Here is a 16,579-nt window from a genome sequence, read left to right on the forward strand (position 1 = left end):
AACATGGAGAATCCTTTAGTATTAATCGTAAGTCTAAGTAACAGATTAGAAGCTTTAAAACTCATATTTTATAAAAGCAAAAAAATATTCAAAATAAATCTTATTATTTGTTTTATATCTTACTTTTATGTAGGCTTTCAATTATTCTTTCAAAACCCTCTTTTAAATTATTTTAACTATACTCTAGGATGGATTTTCTGTGCTTTCTACTTCGTAAGTAGTTATTTAATATTAGAAATAATCTTAATAGAGTTTGGTGTCTGGAAAAAACGCAACCTAAGTAAATATAAGTCTTATGTTTCTAGTAAAGCACATTTGGATTCAGTTAAGAAAAAGTTTAATATCACATCTAAATTTGAAGAATTTCACAAAGAACTAAATCCAATAAAAACTACACTTATTAAAAATGAAAATAAAATCAACAAGCTAAACATTGAAGTTTTCAAAAATGAAAGAATACAACCAAATATTCTAACAAAAAATCAAATAAAATTAATTTTAAAACAAATTTCTGGAGAATTATTTGAGAATCTAAATATTAATAGCTTTATGAATTTTTTATTTGAAGGTAATTATGAAAAAAAAGATCACAGACTTAATTCAGATGAAAAAGATAATTTAATTGCAGTAATAATTCTATTCAGAAAAGCTGATATTATAATTCATAAAGGAGCAGGTTCAAAACTATCTAGATTATTGATTAAGTATTTAAGTTTAGATTTAGAGGTTGATTCTTTAGGAAAAATTATTAGAAAAGGAAGTTATATTATAAAAAATATTAACACAAGAAAAAGAGTCGAGTTACAAATCCAAAATATTAAAGAAAAAAACAAATAAAACCTCTTTAAACAACGGTTATAAGCCGTTAACATATGCCAAAATGGTTTGGCATATGTTAACGGCTTTATATTTTTATTGAGTTTTGAAGTGTTTAAAAAACCATAATAAACCTTAATACTTTATAACTATGAGCGGTAATACACTTTACGCATACTCCGAAGATCAACTAGAAAGAATTTTCGAAAAACTACTTCAGAAGTTTAATAAAACTTCACCAAAATATATTCCTCAAAAAGAAATTCCAGAAGAAGATAGACTTACTCAACAGCAAGCAGCAAAGATGTTAAATAGAAGCGTTCAAACTTTAATAAAATGGAAGAAAAAACAAAAGATTCCTTTTTATCAGATTGAAGGAACCATCTTTTATTCAAAGTCTGAATTATTAGCTTACGCTAAAAATCATCCTAAAGATTTTAATCGTCTATAAAAAAAGCATAGAGGTACGAACTCTATGCTTTTATATTTTTTCCAAAACAGTATTAACTACCGTATAGCACAAATATACGGATAATTTCAATAAATATGTTAGACAAATCATATTTAAGGATTGGGACATCCTACTACCGAATTGTTCAAGTGCCAACTATAAATAATCAATTTAATGAGTCTTTAATAAAATGGGATGTAACCACCATTATTCAAGATCACGGAAAACCGTTTTTATCAGATATTCCAAAATATGTTGGTAAAATATGTTTTCCAAATCACTTTGAATTTTCAAAAGATATACATGGGTTCTACAACACCTATTCTCCATTAAAACATTTACCAAAAAAAGGTAAAGTAGAAAATACATTAACGTTCTTTAAACATGTTTTTGGCAACCAAGTAGAACTTGGTTTAGATTATTTCAAATTATTATATGAAAAACCATCACAAGCATTACCAGTATTGTGTTTGGTAAGCAAAGAACGCTCTACAGGAAAAAGTTCTTTTTTAAAATATTTAAAAGAAGTTTTTGGGCACAATATGACTTATTTAGATAGCCATTCATTGAGTAGTAACTTTAATTTAGACTGGGGTAATAAACTTTTATTAGGAATGGATGAAGCATTTCTACAAAAAGAAGAAATAACAGAGAAAATTAAGTACTTATCTACTTCCAATAAAAATAAAATTGAAGCAAAAGGTAAAGAACGTTTTGAAGTTGATTTTTTTGGAAAGTTTGTGATGTGTAGCAATAAAGAGGATTCATTTATTAAAATTGATTCTGATGAAATTCGATTTTGGGTAATTAAAGTTCCAAAAATAAAAACTGAAGATGTTCAGTTTTTAGAAAAATTAATTAATGAAATTCCCGCTTTTTTAGAATTTATTCAAAAAAGAAAATTTGCTAGTGAAAGAAAAACTAGAATGTGGTTCACGCCACAACAAATTTACACTCCTGCTCTAAAAAGATTAGTCAACAATAATAAAAACAGAGTTGAAAAGGAAATTGCTCATTTACTATTTAGCATCATTGAAAAATTTGATTTAGAAGAAATTCATTTTGGAATTATGGATCTTTTAAATGCCTTAAACAAAACAAGAATAAAAACCGATTTAACACAGCTTCGAAACCTACTAAAAACAAACTGGAAAATCACTCAAAAAAAGAACTCTTTTAAGTATCAAAAATTCTTGATATTAAGTGATGGAGAAACGGTACTTATTGACACAAAAGGAAGGTATTTTACTGTGAAAAAAGTTTTTTTACTCAAAAACTTTGATGATTTGATGACGGACTAACTAATATATACTTTAAACCCAGTAATAGTAAGGAATTAAGCCGTCATCAAAAGCGTCATCAAAACGTCATCAAGAAAAAAGTTGATGACAAAAAATGAAAAAAGTTGATGATCTGATGACATCTTGATGACGGTGTTAAGCCTTATGAATAAAAGAACACAAGAGATTCGTCATCAAATCATCAACTTTTAGATGTTTTTCATTTACTCAATACACAAGCTAATGAATTGTAAAAAAGCAAAATTAATAGACCTTGTTTCTTTCCTAAAAAAACAAGGATTTTCAGCAAAGAAAACCACTCAAAAGGAAACATGGTTTTGCTCCCCTTTTAGGAATGAAAAAACGCCTTCTTTTAAGGTAGATAATAAAAAAAATATTTTTTATGATTTTGGTGAAGGAATTGGAGGAACTATCATAGATTTTATAATGAAATATAATAATTGTTCTATAAAGAAAGCTTTAGAAATTTTATCTGAAGATTCTTTTCCTTTTCACCAGCAAACGAAACATATTAAAAATAAACCAACATATTCGATTAAAAAAGTAACCGAATTAACAAATCAAAAATTATTGAATTACTTGAACACTAGAAAAATTAATTTACAATTTGCAAAACAATTTTGTTTTCAAGTTCATTACTCATTTGATAATAAAAACGAAAACTACGGAATTGGATTTATGAACAATTCTGGAGGTTTAGAAATTAGAAATAAAAACTTTAAAGGCTGTCTTGGCAAAAAGGAAATTACAACAATAAATAATAATTCTGAAGTAGTTTCAATGTTTGAGTCTTGGTCTGATTTTCTTTCTTACTTAACTCTTAAAAATGAAATTCCTAAAGAGAATTTCATTGTATTAAATTCTACTTCTATGATTAAAAAAGCAATCGAGTTAGTTACAAATTACAACTCAATAAAACTCTTTTTTGATAATGACGATGCGGGAAATATAGCAACTGATTTTTTGATTAAAAATATTGAAAACCGAGTAGTTGATAATAGAATTCACTATAAAAATTATAATGATTTGAACGAGTTTTTAATTAGCCGAATGTAAAAAAGGTACAGATTGGTTACCGTAAAGCAATGTGTTAAGAAATTAAGCAAGTTGAACAGGGGCTTTGCTACGCTGTGCCCCTATTTTCAACTTGCCCTACGGGGTTTAAAACATTGATTTTAAAAACATTAAATCAATAAATAAGAATATAACATTTTATAATAGAATTATAAACGAACAATCAATACACTGATTATCAGTAACAAAAAATATAAATATGAAGAAAAAAAGCATCTTAATAAAAGAATTTCATCACAAAGAGTTGGTTAAAATTTCTAAAACTTTTGGGTCGCAATATGGTGATTTAATTGAATCTATGATTCTCTATTTTAAAAAAACAGGAATTAATCCTGTAGAAGCAATTAATGAAAACCCTGCTGCAATGGTAAAGGTTTTAGACAAGCGAATTGTATCGTTTTTAAAAGTGCAAGAACGTGATATTTTAAAGCCTTTAAGAAACGAAGTTTATCAAAATTCTAAAGAACAAAAAGAACAATTTTCAAACTTATCAAAATGGGTAAAAGATGCTATAATAAAAATAAATGATTTCGATAAAAACAGAACGTTCCAAATTATAAATGAGGTAGAAAAACTTGAAAAGAAACTTATTCAACAACAAAAAGCTTTTATAGAAATAGCCGAATTAATAGATACTAAAAATAAATCTGGAATTCAAGAAACACTTAAATCGCTTTTTAAATAATGCCAATTAGCAAACCACACAGCACATTAGGTGCTACAAATACTTCTAGCTGTATTGACTTGGCAATGTATCTAGAAAAAGAAAATAATGATTTAGACAAACTCTTACAAAAGACGAACTCGATTAGTAAAAAAAGAGAAATTGAAAGTAGAAAACAATTCTTTTTTTCACATTCAAAAAATAACATTAGTACCAATGAAGTAATTTCCAACATTGATAGTAACATTAAGAAATTGGGTAAAACAGATGCAAAATATTTCGCACCAACAATTAATTTTAGTCCACAAGAACTAAAATATATGTTACAAATAGTCTCTAACAGAAAAGAAGTGAAAAATATTTGGGAACTAAATAATAAAGATTACGTTCATTTTTGTGATAAAATTAAAGAATACACAAAAGTAATTATGACCAATTATGCAAAGAATTTTAACCGAGAAAACAAAGGTCTTAAATCTGGTAAAGACTTGGTTTATTTTGCAAAAATTGAGCACTTCAGAAAATTTAAAGGAACGGATAAAGAAGTCATAAACGGAGATTATAAAGTAGGTGACTTTAAACCAGGAATTAATTCGCACGTACACATCATTGTCAGTAGAAAAGACAAAACCCAAAGACTAAAATTAACACCTATAACCAAAGAACGCTCTACAACTAGAACAATTGGTGGAAACACATATCATGTTGGTTTTGACAGAATGAAATGGATTAACATGAATGAAAAAAGTTTTGATGATTTTTTCCATTATAAACGAAGAGAACGAGAGAGATTTAACAATCAATATATTTTAAAAAATGGTTCTCCTAAAGAGAAAGAAGCTCTTTTAAAAGAAATAGAAATTAAAGAACAATCAATTGAAAAAACAAAACATCATGCCAAAAATTATACTCGTAACACATCAAAAGGGAGGAGTTGGTAAAAGTACTCTTACATTTAACCTTGCTCAAAATATTTCTAGCAATGCAAAAATTGCTGTTTTAGATTTTGATTTACAAGGAAGTTTATCTCAATTAAAAGATCTAGTTACAGATTTTGATATTATCTCTTTTAAAGGAGAAATAAAAAGTATCTCTAATTTAGAATATGATTTCATATTTATAGACACACCTCCTTACCTATCGAACCATTTACCAAAATTAGTTGAATTAGCTGATTTAATTATAGTACCAACCAAAGCAGGGATTTTAGATTTGTTAGCCATAAAAAGCACCTTACAACTAATTGAACAAGAAAACAAAACAGCTGAAACTCTAATCGTTTTTAATATGATAAAAGCAAATACTACTTTAACGTTAGATATATTAATTGGATTAGAAGAATACAATGTGAAAATTGCCAATACACACATTAGTGATTTGGTTGCCTTTACTAGATCTGTTTTAGTAAAAGGAGTTACTAAAGACAGGAATGCTCAAAAGCAAATAGATAATCTCACAAAAGAAATAATAACCAAATTGATATAATTATACATCTCTAAAATTATATAAAACTATAAATATAGAATTATGGAAAAACAGAATTTTAACGAGCTTATAAATAAAGCGAAATCGAATAATCAGAAGAAAACAATTCAAAAGATTGTTCCAGTTACAGTAAAAGAAACTGAAGAAGTTCAATTTTCATTTTATATTGAAAAAGAACTACTAAAAAAAATAAAAATGAGAGCACTTAATAATGAATCTAGTATTAAAACGATCATTATAAATGCATTAAAAAACCATTTAAAAACAAATTAATATTATGAATTTCTGTTTATCTTGCAGAAGATTTACAGATGTAAAAAAATTATAACATATAAAGCGTTTAGCTTTTGATTTAGGATCAGAAAATCGCCAATTTTTTAATCCACCTATTTCAAAGTTAAGACGCCCACGTTCTGCGTGGGCTCTTTCTTTTGGTGGATGGGTTTCTTGGCGATACCTCTGATTCCGAAGTTTGAGTTCCACGCTTTTTTTTCACAAAAAACATGGATAATCAACACAAAAAAATCACCAATATTCAACTCAATATTTCAGAAAACTGTTCTGAAGAAAACAAAAAAATTATTCAACTTTACTGGGAACTTAAAGACACTAAATTTTTAAACTCTCCAACATTCATTACAAACAGATTTGATATTAGTCAATCTGAATTAAATAATTTAAATAAGAAGTTTGTGGAAGTTTCATTACACATACTTTGTAAAAACTGTACTTCTTATGAAAAGCATAAGACCACAAGTCAATCAAGCTTTGCACACGTTTTAAACTTACAAAAAGGAAGATATACTGATGGTTTCACTTGTAATCATTGCAAGGAAGAAGAAAGAATTCAAGCCAATTTAGTGTATCAAAAAAAGAAGAACGAGTTAAATGAAAAATTGAATAATGCTATTGAAAATAAAAATTGGGAAAATTTATCAAACTTTGATAAAGCTGTTTTAAAACATGCTTTAGAAATAAATTTTAATGATCTCAAAAACTATTATGGAAGTAAACTTGGTCCTGAAAATTTTAAGCAATTAATTAAGGCTTTATACAACATAGAGAATCAAAATCTGTTAATACTTCATAAAGATTCTTGGAATAATTACATAACAAATTACGAATATGTAGCAAAATTAGTTGCCTGTAAAGACGAAATTATTATTTCAAAAAGCAAAGAAAATCAACCAGAAAACTCTGTTACTATAAATACAGAAACTAATGGGTTAAAGTTTAAGCTTACTATTAACGAATTTCAAAATCACCCAGATAGCCCTAAATTTGCTGGACTTGTTACATTTAAACAAAAAATAGTTATAGAACCAGATGTTGAATATGTTTTTGGACAATGGCAACGAGCAAATGACCAACTTTATCTGACATTAATCCCTAAAGAAAATATGGACAAACTGCCAACTCAAAAAAGAATTTCCAATACTCCTATTTCATTGCAAAAAGGAATCACAGACTTCTTAAACAACATGGGGAAAAATAATAACTTTAAATAAAATACTCAAAACTAATTAAAACGTGACGCCTGCCGCTAGGGCACATTTTAAAAAAAGTTTGATTTTGAAGCTCTGATTGAATAGTAAATCAAACTCTTTTTAAAACGTAAAAATCTATAAAACCGCTTTCTTTAGAATCTCTAACTCCATCCCTAAACCATTGTTGGGTTTTACTATTCATAATTAATAAAAATCCATTGATATTTTTATTAATAAACTTGAAACAAAAAAGTTAAGTATTAAAATTTATTTGAAATAGTATTTTTAAAAATTATGCCAAATCTTTAAAATTTCATAAATTTAGGCTAACAACAAATCATAATCGTTACAATCAAAATATTTTAAATTCGTATGACAGTAGAAGAGAACTATATCAATGCAAAAATTCAATTAGAATTTTTAATTAAGAAGCTTGATTCGGGTAAAAATGTCGATGCAGAATTGGTTTCTGTATCCAATATAATTGAGGAATATGAAGAAAATAATTTTCCTATCGATTAAAAATTTATTACTCAATTTGATTTAAGATTTAATTGATTTTGATAAATTACTAAATTCATTAGAGGTAAATTTCGATATGATTTTACTACCAATCAAGCAGACTTTTCACAATCTACTTTATTTTAAAATCTAAAAATATTTTTAAATAATTATAGTTTTATATAATTATGGAAATCCATAATTATATATCAATCCGTTTTCTTATTTTTATAGGCTATGAATAAGAAGAACCTTTCCGAAAGAGACATCTGCACTAAATTTATAAATCCTGCTATTGAAAAAGCTGGATGGAACATGAGAACCCAAGTAAGAGAAGAAGTTTCTTTTACAGATGGTAGAATTATTGTGCAGGGTAAATTATATACCAGAGGTAAAAGTAAGAGAGCAGATTATATACTTTACTATAAATCTAATATCCCTATTGCCATTATCGAAGCCAAAGACAATAAAAAAGCAGTTGGTCACGGAATGCAACAAGCATTGGAATATTCCGAGATACTTCAAATCCCTTTTATTTTTACTTCTAACGGAGATTCTTTCGTATTTCATGACAAAACAAGAAAAGAAGGTAATTTAGAACAGGAATTAACTTTAGACAGTTTTCCTTCACCAGAAGAGTTATGGCAAAAATATTTAGTCCATAATAAAATTGAAACTCCCAAGGCAAAAGAAATTGTTGCTAAAGATTATTATGCAGATGATAGTGGAATGACACCCAGATATTATCAACAAAATGCAGTTAATAGAACTTTAGAAGCAATTGCTAAAGAACAAAACAGAATTATATTAGTAATGGCAACAGGTACAGGTAAAACCTATACCGCATTTAATATTATTTGGCGTTTATGGAAAACTGGTATAAAAAAACGTATTCTATTTTTAGCAGATAGAAATGCACTACTAACTCAAACTAAAAATGGAGATTTCTCCCCTTTTGGGAATGATATTATGCATATCATTAAAAATAGAAAAATTGATAAATCTTATCAAATTTATTTTGCATTATACCAAGGTTTAACAAGTACAGACGATTCTAAAAATGCTTACAAAGAATTTAGTAAGGATTTCTTCGATTTAGTAGTAATTGACGAATGTCATAGAGGTTCTGCTTCAGAAGCTTCTGCATGGAGAGAAGTTTTAGACTATTTCTCTTCTGCAACTCAAATCGGTTTAACTGCAACACCAAAAGAAACAAAAGATGTTTCTAATATGGAGTACTTTGGCGAACCTGTTTATACGTATTCTTTAAAACAGGGAATTGATGATGGTTTTTTAGCACCTTATAAAGTTGTAAGAATTACTACAAGTGTAGATGAGGGTTGGAGACCAACAGCAGGTTTAGTCGATAAATACGGACATGAAATTGAGGATAGAATCTATAATTTAAAAGATTATGATAAAAAATTAGCTATTGACGAACGAACCGAAATTGTAGCAAAGAAAATTACTGAATATTTAAAAGCAACTGATCGATATGCAAAAACAATTGTTTTTTGTGTAGATATAGATCATGCTAATAGAATGCGACAAGCATTGATAAACGAAAACGCAGATTTAGTCGCTAAAAACTGGAACTATTGTGTAAAAATTACTGGTGATGATGAAGTTGGAAAACAAGAATTAGATAATTTTACAGATGTAGAAGAACGTTTTCCTGTAATTGCAACATCTTCTAAAATGTTAACTACAGGTATAGATACTAAAATGGTGAAATTTATTGTTTTAGAATCCAATATACAATCCGTTACAGAATTCAAACAAATAATTGGTAGAGGAACAAGAATACGTGAAGCTGAAGGTAAAGTCTTTTTTACTATTATGGACTTTAGAAAAGCCACTAATATTTTTGCAAGACCCGATTTTGATGGAGATCCTGTTCAAATTTATGAACCAACAGATGGTCAACCAGTTGTTCCTCCAGAAGAAGATGACATTACATTACCAAGTGATGGTGAAGAACCATTAATTCCTGATGATTTTAGACCAACAACTCCAGATATAAATATCGACAATGAAGAAACAGAAGTTAGAAAATATTATGTGAACCAAGTTCCTGTTTCTATAGTAAATGAGCGAGTTCAGTATTATGGAAAGGATGGTAAGCTAATTACAGAGTCTTTAAAAGATTACTCAAGAAAAAACATTACCAAGGAGTTTTCTTCTTTAGATGATTTCCTTCAAAAATGGAATGCATCTGAAAAGAAAGAAGAATTAATAAAGGAATTAGCAGAACACGGAGTTTTGTTAGAAGCGCTTCGTGAAGATGTTGGATTAGATTTAGACGATTTCGATTTAATTTGCCATATCGCATTTGACCAACCTGCTTTAACAAGAACTGAAAGAGCAAACAATGTTCGTAAGCGCAACTACTTTAGTAAATACTCTGATACTGCTCAAAAAGTATTAAAGAGTTTACTAGATAAATACGAACAAGAGGGTATTGTGTCAATTGAACAAGGCTCTATCCTTAAAGTAAAGCCTTTAAATGAAATGGGATCACCTGTTGAGTTAGTGAGAGCCTTTGGAAAGCGTAAAGACTTTGAAAAAGCTGTTAAAGAATTAGAAAACGAAATATATAATATTGCTTAAAAATGAAAATATCTCAAATAATCGATAAGATTGATGAAAAACAACTTTTTATACCTGCTTTCCAAAGAGAATATGTTTGGAAAAGAAAAAACGCTAAAGATTTAGTTTCATCATTAATCCAAGACTACCCAACTGGCACAATGCTTACTTGGGAGACTAATTATCCGCCAGAATTAAAAGGAGAACACAAATACGATGAACGACAAGGTGCTGTAAAATTAATTTTAGATGGTCAACAACGTATTACTACATTATATATGTTAATGACAGGTAACATACCTCCTTATTATAAAAAACATGAAATTTTAGTTGACATAAGAAACCTATATGTAAATGTTCAAACTTTAGTTCTTGAATATTATAAAATAACAATAATGCAAAATGACCCTTTATGGGTAAACATTACAGATATTTTTCAAGGAAAAATTAGATATAGAGATGTAATACATCAATTAGAAGTTAATTTAGATGGAGAGCGAGTAGAAAGAGAAAAATCAGATTTAATTGATGATAATTTTAGAGCTATTGAAAAAATAAAAGATAGAGATTTTCAAGAGCAAATTATACCACCAAAAGCCTCTTTAAAGGAAGCAATTGATATTTTTTATATTGTAAATGCGAGTGGAGTAAATCTTACAGATGCTGAATTAGCATTGGCGCAAATTTCTGGGTATTGGCCAGAAGCTAGAGATTTATTTAAAACTAAACTCGTTCAATTAGAGAAAGATGGTTATGTTTTTAAGCTCGATTTTATCGTTTATGTACTGTTAGGCATATTGCATAATATGGGTTCTAAATTAGACAAACTACACAGTCAAGATAATAAAGAAAACATAAAAAAAGCATGGAAAAGATTAGATGAAGACGTGTTAGATTATGTTTTTAACGTATTAAAAAGTCAAGCATATATAGACCATACTAAAGAAGTTAACTCTGTTTATGCCTTTGTACCAATTATTGTTTATGCTTACAATAAAGGTTCAAAAAAACTTACCCAAATAGAAATTAAGAAAGTAATAAAATGGTTTTATTATTCTCAAATTCGTCAACGTTATGTTAGTCAGTTACAACAGAAATTAGATAAAGATATTGGCATTGTTGCTAAAGATGAAAATCCTTTTGATAAACTTTTATCGATAATAGCTGCAGAACGTCCTTTAGAAATTAGTAAAGATGAATTTGTAGGTATAGGAATTAGTCATGCTCTTTGGGGTCTAATGAATTTTTATTTCAAAAGCAAAGGAGCAATTTGCTTTACAACAGGTATTAATATTCGTAAAAATATGGGTAAAAAATACGAACTCGAATGGGATCATATTTTTCCGTATTCTTTATTAAAACTTGAGGGTTATAATAGAAACAATAGAGTAAAATATAGTCTTGCACAAGAAATAACGAACAGGGCAATTCTAACACAACTTGGTAATCGCAAAAAAAGCAACCATTTAGCAGAAGGTTATTTAGAAGATACCTCAATACACTTTCCTGATGCTTTAGAAAAACAATGCATTCCACAAGATAAGGAGTTGTGGAAAATGGAGAATTTTGAACTTTTTTTAGAAAAAAGAAGAATTCTTTTGGCAAAAGAACTCAATTATTTCTTAAATAATATCACAGAAACAAACTATGAATCTTTAGATATGGATATTGTAGAAATGATAATGTCTGGTGAAAATTCGCAGGTTGAATTTAAAACAACCATGCGTTATGACATGAGAGAAAATAAAGTAAATAAAAAATTAGAGCAAGTAATCTTAAAAACTTTAGCTGCATTCTCTAATGGTCAAGGAGGTACTCTAATTATGGGAGTTACAGACGAACAAGATATTATAGGTTTAGAAAATGATTATAAAACCTTAAAAGACGCCAATAAAGATGAATTTGAGTTACATTTAAGAAATTTAATCAATCAAAATTACGGAGTTGATTTTGCTACAAATAATATAGAAATAACATTTCCTGAAGTAAATGAAACGGAAATTTGTGTTGTAGAAATAAAGCAAGGATTAAGACCTGTATATACAGAGATTACAGATAAAAATGGTGGAAAAAGCAAACGATTTTATGTGCGTAGCGGAAATTCATCACAAGAAATAGACATTACAGAAGTAGCACAGTATATTAACCAAAGATTTGAAACAGTAGTTTAATGAGCAACATAACAACCAACATAAAAGGCATAAGAGATATTATGCGAAAAGACACAGGAGTAGATGGAGATGCACAGCGTATTTCGCAAATGGTCTGGATGCTTTTTATGAAAATATTTGCCGATAAAGAAGAAGAATGGGAAATTACCATAGATAATTACGAATCGCCTATTCCTGAACATTTAAAATGGCAAAATTGGGCAGCAGATGATGAAGGAAAGACTGGTGATGAATTAATGGAGTTTATTGAAACCGAATTATTTCCTACTCTAAAAGATTTAGATATTACGATAAGTCCACAAGCAAAAATTATACGTTCTGTATTTGATGATACTTATAATTTCATGAAAAACGGAACGCTTTTTCGTCAAGTAATAAATGTTATTAATGAAATAGATTTTAATAGCACTTCAGAACGTCATGTGTTTAATGATTTGTATGAAACTATTCTAAAAGATCTGCAATCTGCAGGTTCTTCTGGTGAATATTACACACCAAGAGCTGTTACGCAGTTTATGGTAGATATGATTAACCCACAATTAGGAGAAAGCGTTTTAGATCCTGCATGTGGAACAGGTGGATTTTTAACTTGTACTATTGATGGCGTTCGTAATCAAGTAAAAACACCAAAAGACAGAGACATCTTACAAAAATCGATACGTGGTATTGAGAAAAAACCATTACCTCATTTATTGTGTACCACAAACCTAATGTTACACGGTTTTGATTTACCTGTAGTTCGTAGAGACAATTTATTAAGTAAACCTTATGCAGATTGGGGAGCAAAAGACAAATTAGATATTATACTTTCTAACCCTCCTTTTGGTGGCGTTGAAGAAGATGGGACAGAAACTAACTTCCCAAAAAAGTTTAGAACCAAAGAAACTGCCGATTTATTTTTAGCTTTAATCATAAAACTTTTAAAAAATAACGGACGTTGTGCAATCGTTTTACCAGATGGAACTTTGTTTGGCGAAGGCATGAAAACACGTCTAAAAGAAGAGTTATTAGACAAATGTAACTTGCATACCATTGTGCGTTTACCTAATGGTGTTTTTAACCCATACACGAGTATTAAAACTAATTTATTATTTTTTGATAAAGGAACACCCACTAAAGAAATTTGGTATTATGAGCACCCTTATCCTGAAGGTGTAAAAAGCTATAATAAAGGAAAGCCGATTCATATCAAAGAGTTTGATACTGAAAAATCTTGGTGGAACAACCGTGAAGAAAACACACAAGCTTGGAAAGTTTCTATTGAAGAAATTAAAAAAAGAGGATATAATTTAGATATTAAAAACCCACACCAAGAGATAGATACTTTAGCAAGTCCAGAAATATTGTTAGAAAAATATAGAATAACCGAAAAGAAGATTTCTTCTATACAAGACGAAATTATAAATGTATTAACTGAAGCTTTAAAATAATATGCAGTTACTAAAACATTTTAAAGAACTTACGGTTAGACCTAAAAATGCCCAAGAATTAAAAGGTTTGATTTTACAATTGGCAATACAGGGGAAATTGACAGCTAATTGGAGAACAGAGAACCCAGATGCTTTAACTGCTATAGAATTATTGAAACGAACGCAAATAGAAAAAGAACAACTTGTAAAGGATAAAATATTAAAAAAAGAAAAACCTTTACCTGAAATGGATGATGAAGTTCCTTTTCAAGTACCAATTAAATGGAAATGGGATAATTTGGGAGCATTAGGTTCTGCACAAACAGGAACAACACCTCCAACTAAAAATCCTGAAAATTATGGAACATATATTCCCTTTTTAGGACCAGCAGATATTTCTAATAGTACAATGTTGTATCCTAAAGAAGGATTGTCAAAAGTAGGTTTGGAAAAAGGAAGATTAATTGACTCTAACTCCTTAATGATGGTATGCATTGGAGGTAGTATGGGGAAATGCAATATAAATAGAATAGATGTAAGTTGTAATCAACAAATAAATATTTTAACACCTATTTATTCACTTGTCGAATATGTTAAAATTATCTGTCAATCACCATATTTTCAAAAAGAAATTTGGGAAAGGTCAACAGGTTCTGCAACTCCAATGATTAATAAAAACAAGTGGTTGCAAATTCCTGTTTCTGTCCCACCACTTGAAGAACAAAAAGAAATTGTAAAAGTAGTAGAAACCCTTTTTAAAGAAGTAGAACAATTAGAGCAATTAACAGTTAAACGAATTGGTTTAAAAGAATACTTTATAACTTCTGCTTTAAAACAGCTCACTACAGATAATGCAAAACAAGAATGGGTTTATCTACAAGACCATTTTAAAAGCTTCTTTAATGAAACCTCTAATATTAAAAAGTTAAGAGAAACGGTTTTACAATTAGCTGTACAAGGAAAGTTAACAGCAGATTGGCGAGAAAATAATCCAGATACAGAAGATGCTTCTATTTTACTAAAACGTATCCAAAAAGAGAAAGCACAACTTATTAAAGAAAAAAAAATAAAAAAGGAAAAAGTCTTACCAAAAATTTCTAAAGAGGAAATTCCTTATGCTTTGCCTGAAGGTTGGGTTTGGTGTAGATTACAAGATTTAGTAAATGTAGGTACAGGTTCTACACCTGCAACTTCCGATTCATCTTACTATGGAGGTGAAGTTCCTTGGTATACAAGTTCAGCCACTAATGATTTGTTTGCAAAAGAATCAGAAAAACTAATTACAGAAAAAGCTCTAAAAGAAACAAATTGTAAAGTTTTCCCAGAAGGAACATTAATAATTGCAATGTATGGTCAAGGTAAAACTCGTGGGCAAATAAGTGAATTAGTTATTCCTGGAGCAACTAATCAAGCTGTTGCTGCAATGGTTTTCTATAAAAACTCAAAAGATTTTAAAGAATATATAAAATACTTCTTTAGAAAAATATATGATGAAATTAGACTTTTAGCAGAAGGAGGAGCACAACCTAATTTAAATGTTGGTAAAATTAAAAACACAATTCTACCACTTCCACCACTAGAAGAACAAAAAGCCATCGTTCAAATGGTAAATTCATTAATGAGTTTATGTGATAAGTTAGAGCAAGAAGTGCTACAAAGCCAAGAACATAGTGAGCAGTTAATGCAGAGTTGTTTGCGGGAGGTTTTTGAAAAATAAAAAATAAGATATGTTATTGTCATTTAATGATAGTCAAGAAATAAAGGAAAAATATATACTCGCAACGCAAGATTGGTTAAAGAAGAAAATAGACCCTAAATCTGCGCAAGAGATAGCACATGAATTATTTAAAACATCAAAAACATTTACATCTTCTGAATGTGTTTTAGAGAATTATGAAGACTTTCCTACTAATTTAGGTTTACCAGATTGGTTAGGTAACTTGTTGTTTACTTTTAATCATTATAATTCAAAAAGTTTTAGTGGTTTTGGAGAAAATTATGAAGAACATTTTTATCCAAATTTTTTAAAATCTTGTAATGTAGGAGTAGATTATTCTTTACTATTTCATCAATGGGAATTAATGATTTTAACAGAAATGCTTCCCAAGCAAGAACAATCAACAAAATATTTTACAGAATTAATTAATTTACACAAAAATGCTCTTGCTTTTAAAGCCACAGACCACAAAGAATGGATTAGTTTACAAAGAGAAATAGATAATTATTTACAAAATGTAAATGAATTTACTGGTGTACCCAAAAAAGTTGGTTTAAAAGAGATTGAAATCTTTGAGAATTTGCAAAGTGGTAAAGGCAATCATAAAGAAGCCTACGGTTATAGAAGGTACAGAGAGTCTTATGGGAAAATAATTAGAAATTCAGGTAGAGTTGCTTATTTATCAATTGAAAATCATATAAATAAAGTAGATCCTTATACTACATCAGCAGAAGCAATTGTTGATGCTTTGGTAGAAGAGTCAATTAATAACAAAGTAGATATTGTAAATGAACAAGAATTTAGAAAAAACGTGTGGACTCAATTAATTAAAAGATTAATTGTGATGTTAAAAGACTGGAAATAAAAATAATAAAAGTAAATGCTTTAATGGGTTTATGTGATAGTTTAGAGCA

Annotated in this window: 15 protein-coding genes; all 15 read left to right on the forward strand. The window is 28.7% G+C overall.

Translation table 11 applies throughout. The features are described from left to right. The first annotated feature begins 3 nt into the window (after window positions 1–3). Window positions 4–837 carry a hypothetical protein gene (locus CW731_RS06210; RefSeq protein WP_100945904.1) on the forward strand — a complete coding sequence of 278 codons (834 nt, stop codon included), beginning with the start codon at window positions 4–6 and terminating at the stop codon, window positions 835–837. Between the two features lie 130 nt (window positions 838–967). After that, complete coding sequence (locus CW731_RS06215; RefSeq protein ID WP_100945905.1) at window positions 968–1,267, forward strand: helix-turn-helix domain-containing protein; 300 nt, start codon at window positions 968–970, stop codon at window positions 1,265–1,267. A 95-nt stretch (window positions 1,268–1,362) separates the two neighbouring features. Continuing rightward, the gene (locus tag CW731_RS06220; RefSeq protein ID WP_100945906.1) at window positions 1,363–2,568 is read left to right on the forward strand and encodes a primase-helicase family protein; all 1,206 of its coding nucleotides are present in this window, start codon (window positions 1,363–1,365) and stop codon (window positions 2,566–2,568) included. 222 nt (window positions 2,569–2,790) lie between these two features. Next, window positions 2,791–3,624, forward strand: coding sequence for a toprim domain-containing protein (locus tag CW731_RS06225; RefSeq protein ID WP_198519858.1), 834 nt, complete (start codon window positions 2,791–2,793; stop codon window positions 3,622–3,624). A gap of 217 nt (window positions 3,625–3,841) precedes the next feature. After that, window positions 3,842–4,327 carry a BfmA/BtgA family mobilization protein gene (locus CW731_RS06230; protein ID WP_100945908.1) on the forward strand — a complete coding sequence of 162 codons (486 nt, stop codon included), beginning with the start codon at window positions 3,842–3,844 and terminating at the stop codon, window positions 4,325–4,327. After that, window positions 4,327–5,247: a DUF5712 family protein gene (locus CW731_RS06235; protein ID WP_100945909.1), complete on the forward strand. Its 921-nt coding sequence runs from the start codon at window positions 4,327–4,329 to the stop codon at window positions 5,245–5,247. Before CW731_RS06230 ends, CW731_RS06235 begins: the two co-directional genes overlap by 1 nt. Then, window positions 5,201–5,791 carry a ParA family protein gene (locus tag CW731_RS06240; protein ID WP_100945910.1) on the forward strand — a complete coding sequence of 197 codons (591 nt, stop codon included), beginning with the start codon at window positions 5,201–5,203 and terminating at the stop codon, window positions 5,789–5,791. Before CW731_RS06235 ends, CW731_RS06240 begins: the two co-directional genes overlap by 47 nt. A gap of 42 nt (window positions 5,792–5,833) precedes the next feature. Beyond that, window positions 5,834–6,064, forward strand: a complete 231-nt coding sequence (locus CW731_RS06245) for a hypothetical protein (RefSeq protein ID WP_100945911.1) — start codon at window positions 5,834–5,836, stop codon at window positions 6,062–6,064. Between the two features lie 230 nt (window positions 6,065–6,294). Then, window positions 6,295–7,299, forward strand: a complete 1,005-nt coding sequence (locus tag CW731_RS06255) for a hypothetical protein (RefSeq protein ID WP_100945913.1) — start codon at window positions 6,295–6,297, stop codon at window positions 7,297–7,299. Window positions 7,300–7,650: 351 nt separating this feature from the next. Further along, on the forward strand, window positions 7,651–7,800 hold the full coding sequence (locus CW731_RS15560) for a hypothetical protein (protein ID WP_157812199.1): 150 nt from the start codon (window positions 7,651–7,653) through the stop codon (window positions 7,798–7,800). Window positions 7,801–8,016: 216 nt separating this feature from the next. Then, window positions 8,017–10,389, forward strand: coding sequence for an EcoAI/FtnUII family type I restriction enzme subunit R (gene hsdR / locus CW731_RS06260; protein WP_100945914.1), 2,373 nt, complete (start codon window positions 8,017–8,019; stop codon window positions 10,387–10,389). A gap of 2 nt (window positions 10,390–10,391) precedes the next feature. Further along, a complete protein-coding gene (locus tag CW731_RS06265; RefSeq protein ID WP_100945915.1) occupies window positions 10,392–12,539 on the forward strand; it encodes a DUF262 domain-containing protein in 2,148 nt (715 codons plus the stop codon). After that, window positions 12,539–13,969: a class I SAM-dependent DNA methyltransferase gene (locus tag CW731_RS06270; protein WP_100945916.1), complete on the forward strand. Its 1,431-nt coding sequence runs from the start codon at window positions 12,539–12,541 to the stop codon at window positions 13,967–13,969. The genes CW731_RS06265 and CW731_RS06270 overlap by 1 nt, the downstream gene beginning before the upstream one ends. Window position 13,970: 1 nt before the next feature. Then, on the forward strand, window positions 13,971–15,665 hold the full coding sequence (locus CW731_RS06275; RefSeq protein WP_100945917.1) for a restriction endonuclease subunit S: 1,695 nt from the start codon (window positions 13,971–13,973) through the stop codon (window positions 15,663–15,665). A gap of 10 nt (window positions 15,666–15,675) precedes the next feature. Further along, the gene (locus CW731_RS06280) at window positions 15,676–16,530 is read left to right on the forward strand and encodes a hypothetical protein (RefSeq protein ID WP_100945918.1); all 855 of its coding nucleotides are present in this window, start codon (window positions 15,676–15,678) and stop codon (window positions 16,528–16,530) included. Window positions 16,531–16,579: the final 49 nt, after the last annotated feature.

The organism is Polaribacter sp. ALD11, assembly GCF_002831685.1.
Taxonomy (GTDB): domain Bacteria; phylum Bacteroidota; class Bacteroidia; order Flavobacteriales; family Flavobacteriaceae; genus Polaribacter.

Excerpts from the sequence above, each read along its gene's own strand:
- CW731_RS06220 (WP_100945906.1), top strand. The coding sequence starts at position 1,363 with ATGTTAGACAAATCATATTTAAGGATTGGGACATCCTACTACCGAATT.
- CW731_RS06275 (WP_100945917.1), top strand. The coding sequence starts at position 13,971 with ATGCAGTTACTAAAACATTTTAAAGAACTTACGGTTAGACCTAAAAAT.
- CW731_RS06230 (WP_100945908.1), top strand. The coding sequence starts at position 3,842 with ATGAAGAAAAAAAGCATCTTAATAAAAGAATTTCATCACAAAGAGTTG.
- CW731_RS06265 (WP_100945915.1), top strand. The coding sequence starts at position 10,392 with ATGAAAATATCTCAAATAATCGATAAGATTGATGAAAAACAACTTTTT.
- CW731_RS06215 (WP_100945905.1), top strand. The coding sequence starts at position 968 with ATGAGCGGTAATACACTTTACGCATACTCCGAAGATCAACTAGAAAGA.
- hsdR (WP_100945914.1), top strand. The coding sequence starts at position 8,017 with ATGAATAAGAAGAACCTTTCCGAAAGAGACATCTGCACTAAATTTATA.
- CW731_RS06270 (WP_100945916.1), top strand. The coding sequence starts at position 12,539 with ATGAGCAACATAACAACCAACATAAAAGGCATAAGAGATATTATGCGA.
- CW731_RS06210 (WP_100945904.1), top strand. The coding sequence starts at position 4 with ATGGAGAATCCTTTAGTATTAATCGTAAGTCTAAGTAACAGATTAGAA.
- CW731_RS06240 (WP_100945910.1), top strand. The coding sequence starts at position 5,201 with ATGCCAAAAATTATACTCGTAACACATCAAAAGGGAGGAGTTGGTAAA.
- CW731_RS06225 (WP_198519858.1), top strand. The coding sequence starts at position 2,791 with ATGAATTGTAAAAAAGCAAAATTAATAGACCTTGTTTCTTTCCTAAAA.
- CW731_RS06245 (WP_100945911.1), top strand. The coding sequence starts at position 5,834 with ATGGAAAAACAGAATTTTAACGAGCTTATAAATAAAGCGAAATCGAAT.
- CW731_RS06235 (WP_100945909.1), top strand. The coding sequence starts at position 4,327 with ATGCCAATTAGCAAACCACACAGCACATTAGGTGCTACAAATACTTCT.
- CW731_RS06255 (WP_100945913.1), top strand. The coding sequence starts at position 6,295 with ATGGATAATCAACACAAAAAAATCACCAATATTCAACTCAATATTTCA.
- CW731_RS06280 (WP_100945918.1), top strand. The coding sequence starts at position 15,676 with ATGTTATTGTCATTTAATGATAGTCAAGAAATAAAGGAAAAATATATA.
- CW731_RS15560 (WP_157812199.1), top strand. The coding sequence starts at position 7,651 with ATGACAGTAGAAGAGAACTATATCAATGCAAAAATTCAATTAGAATTT.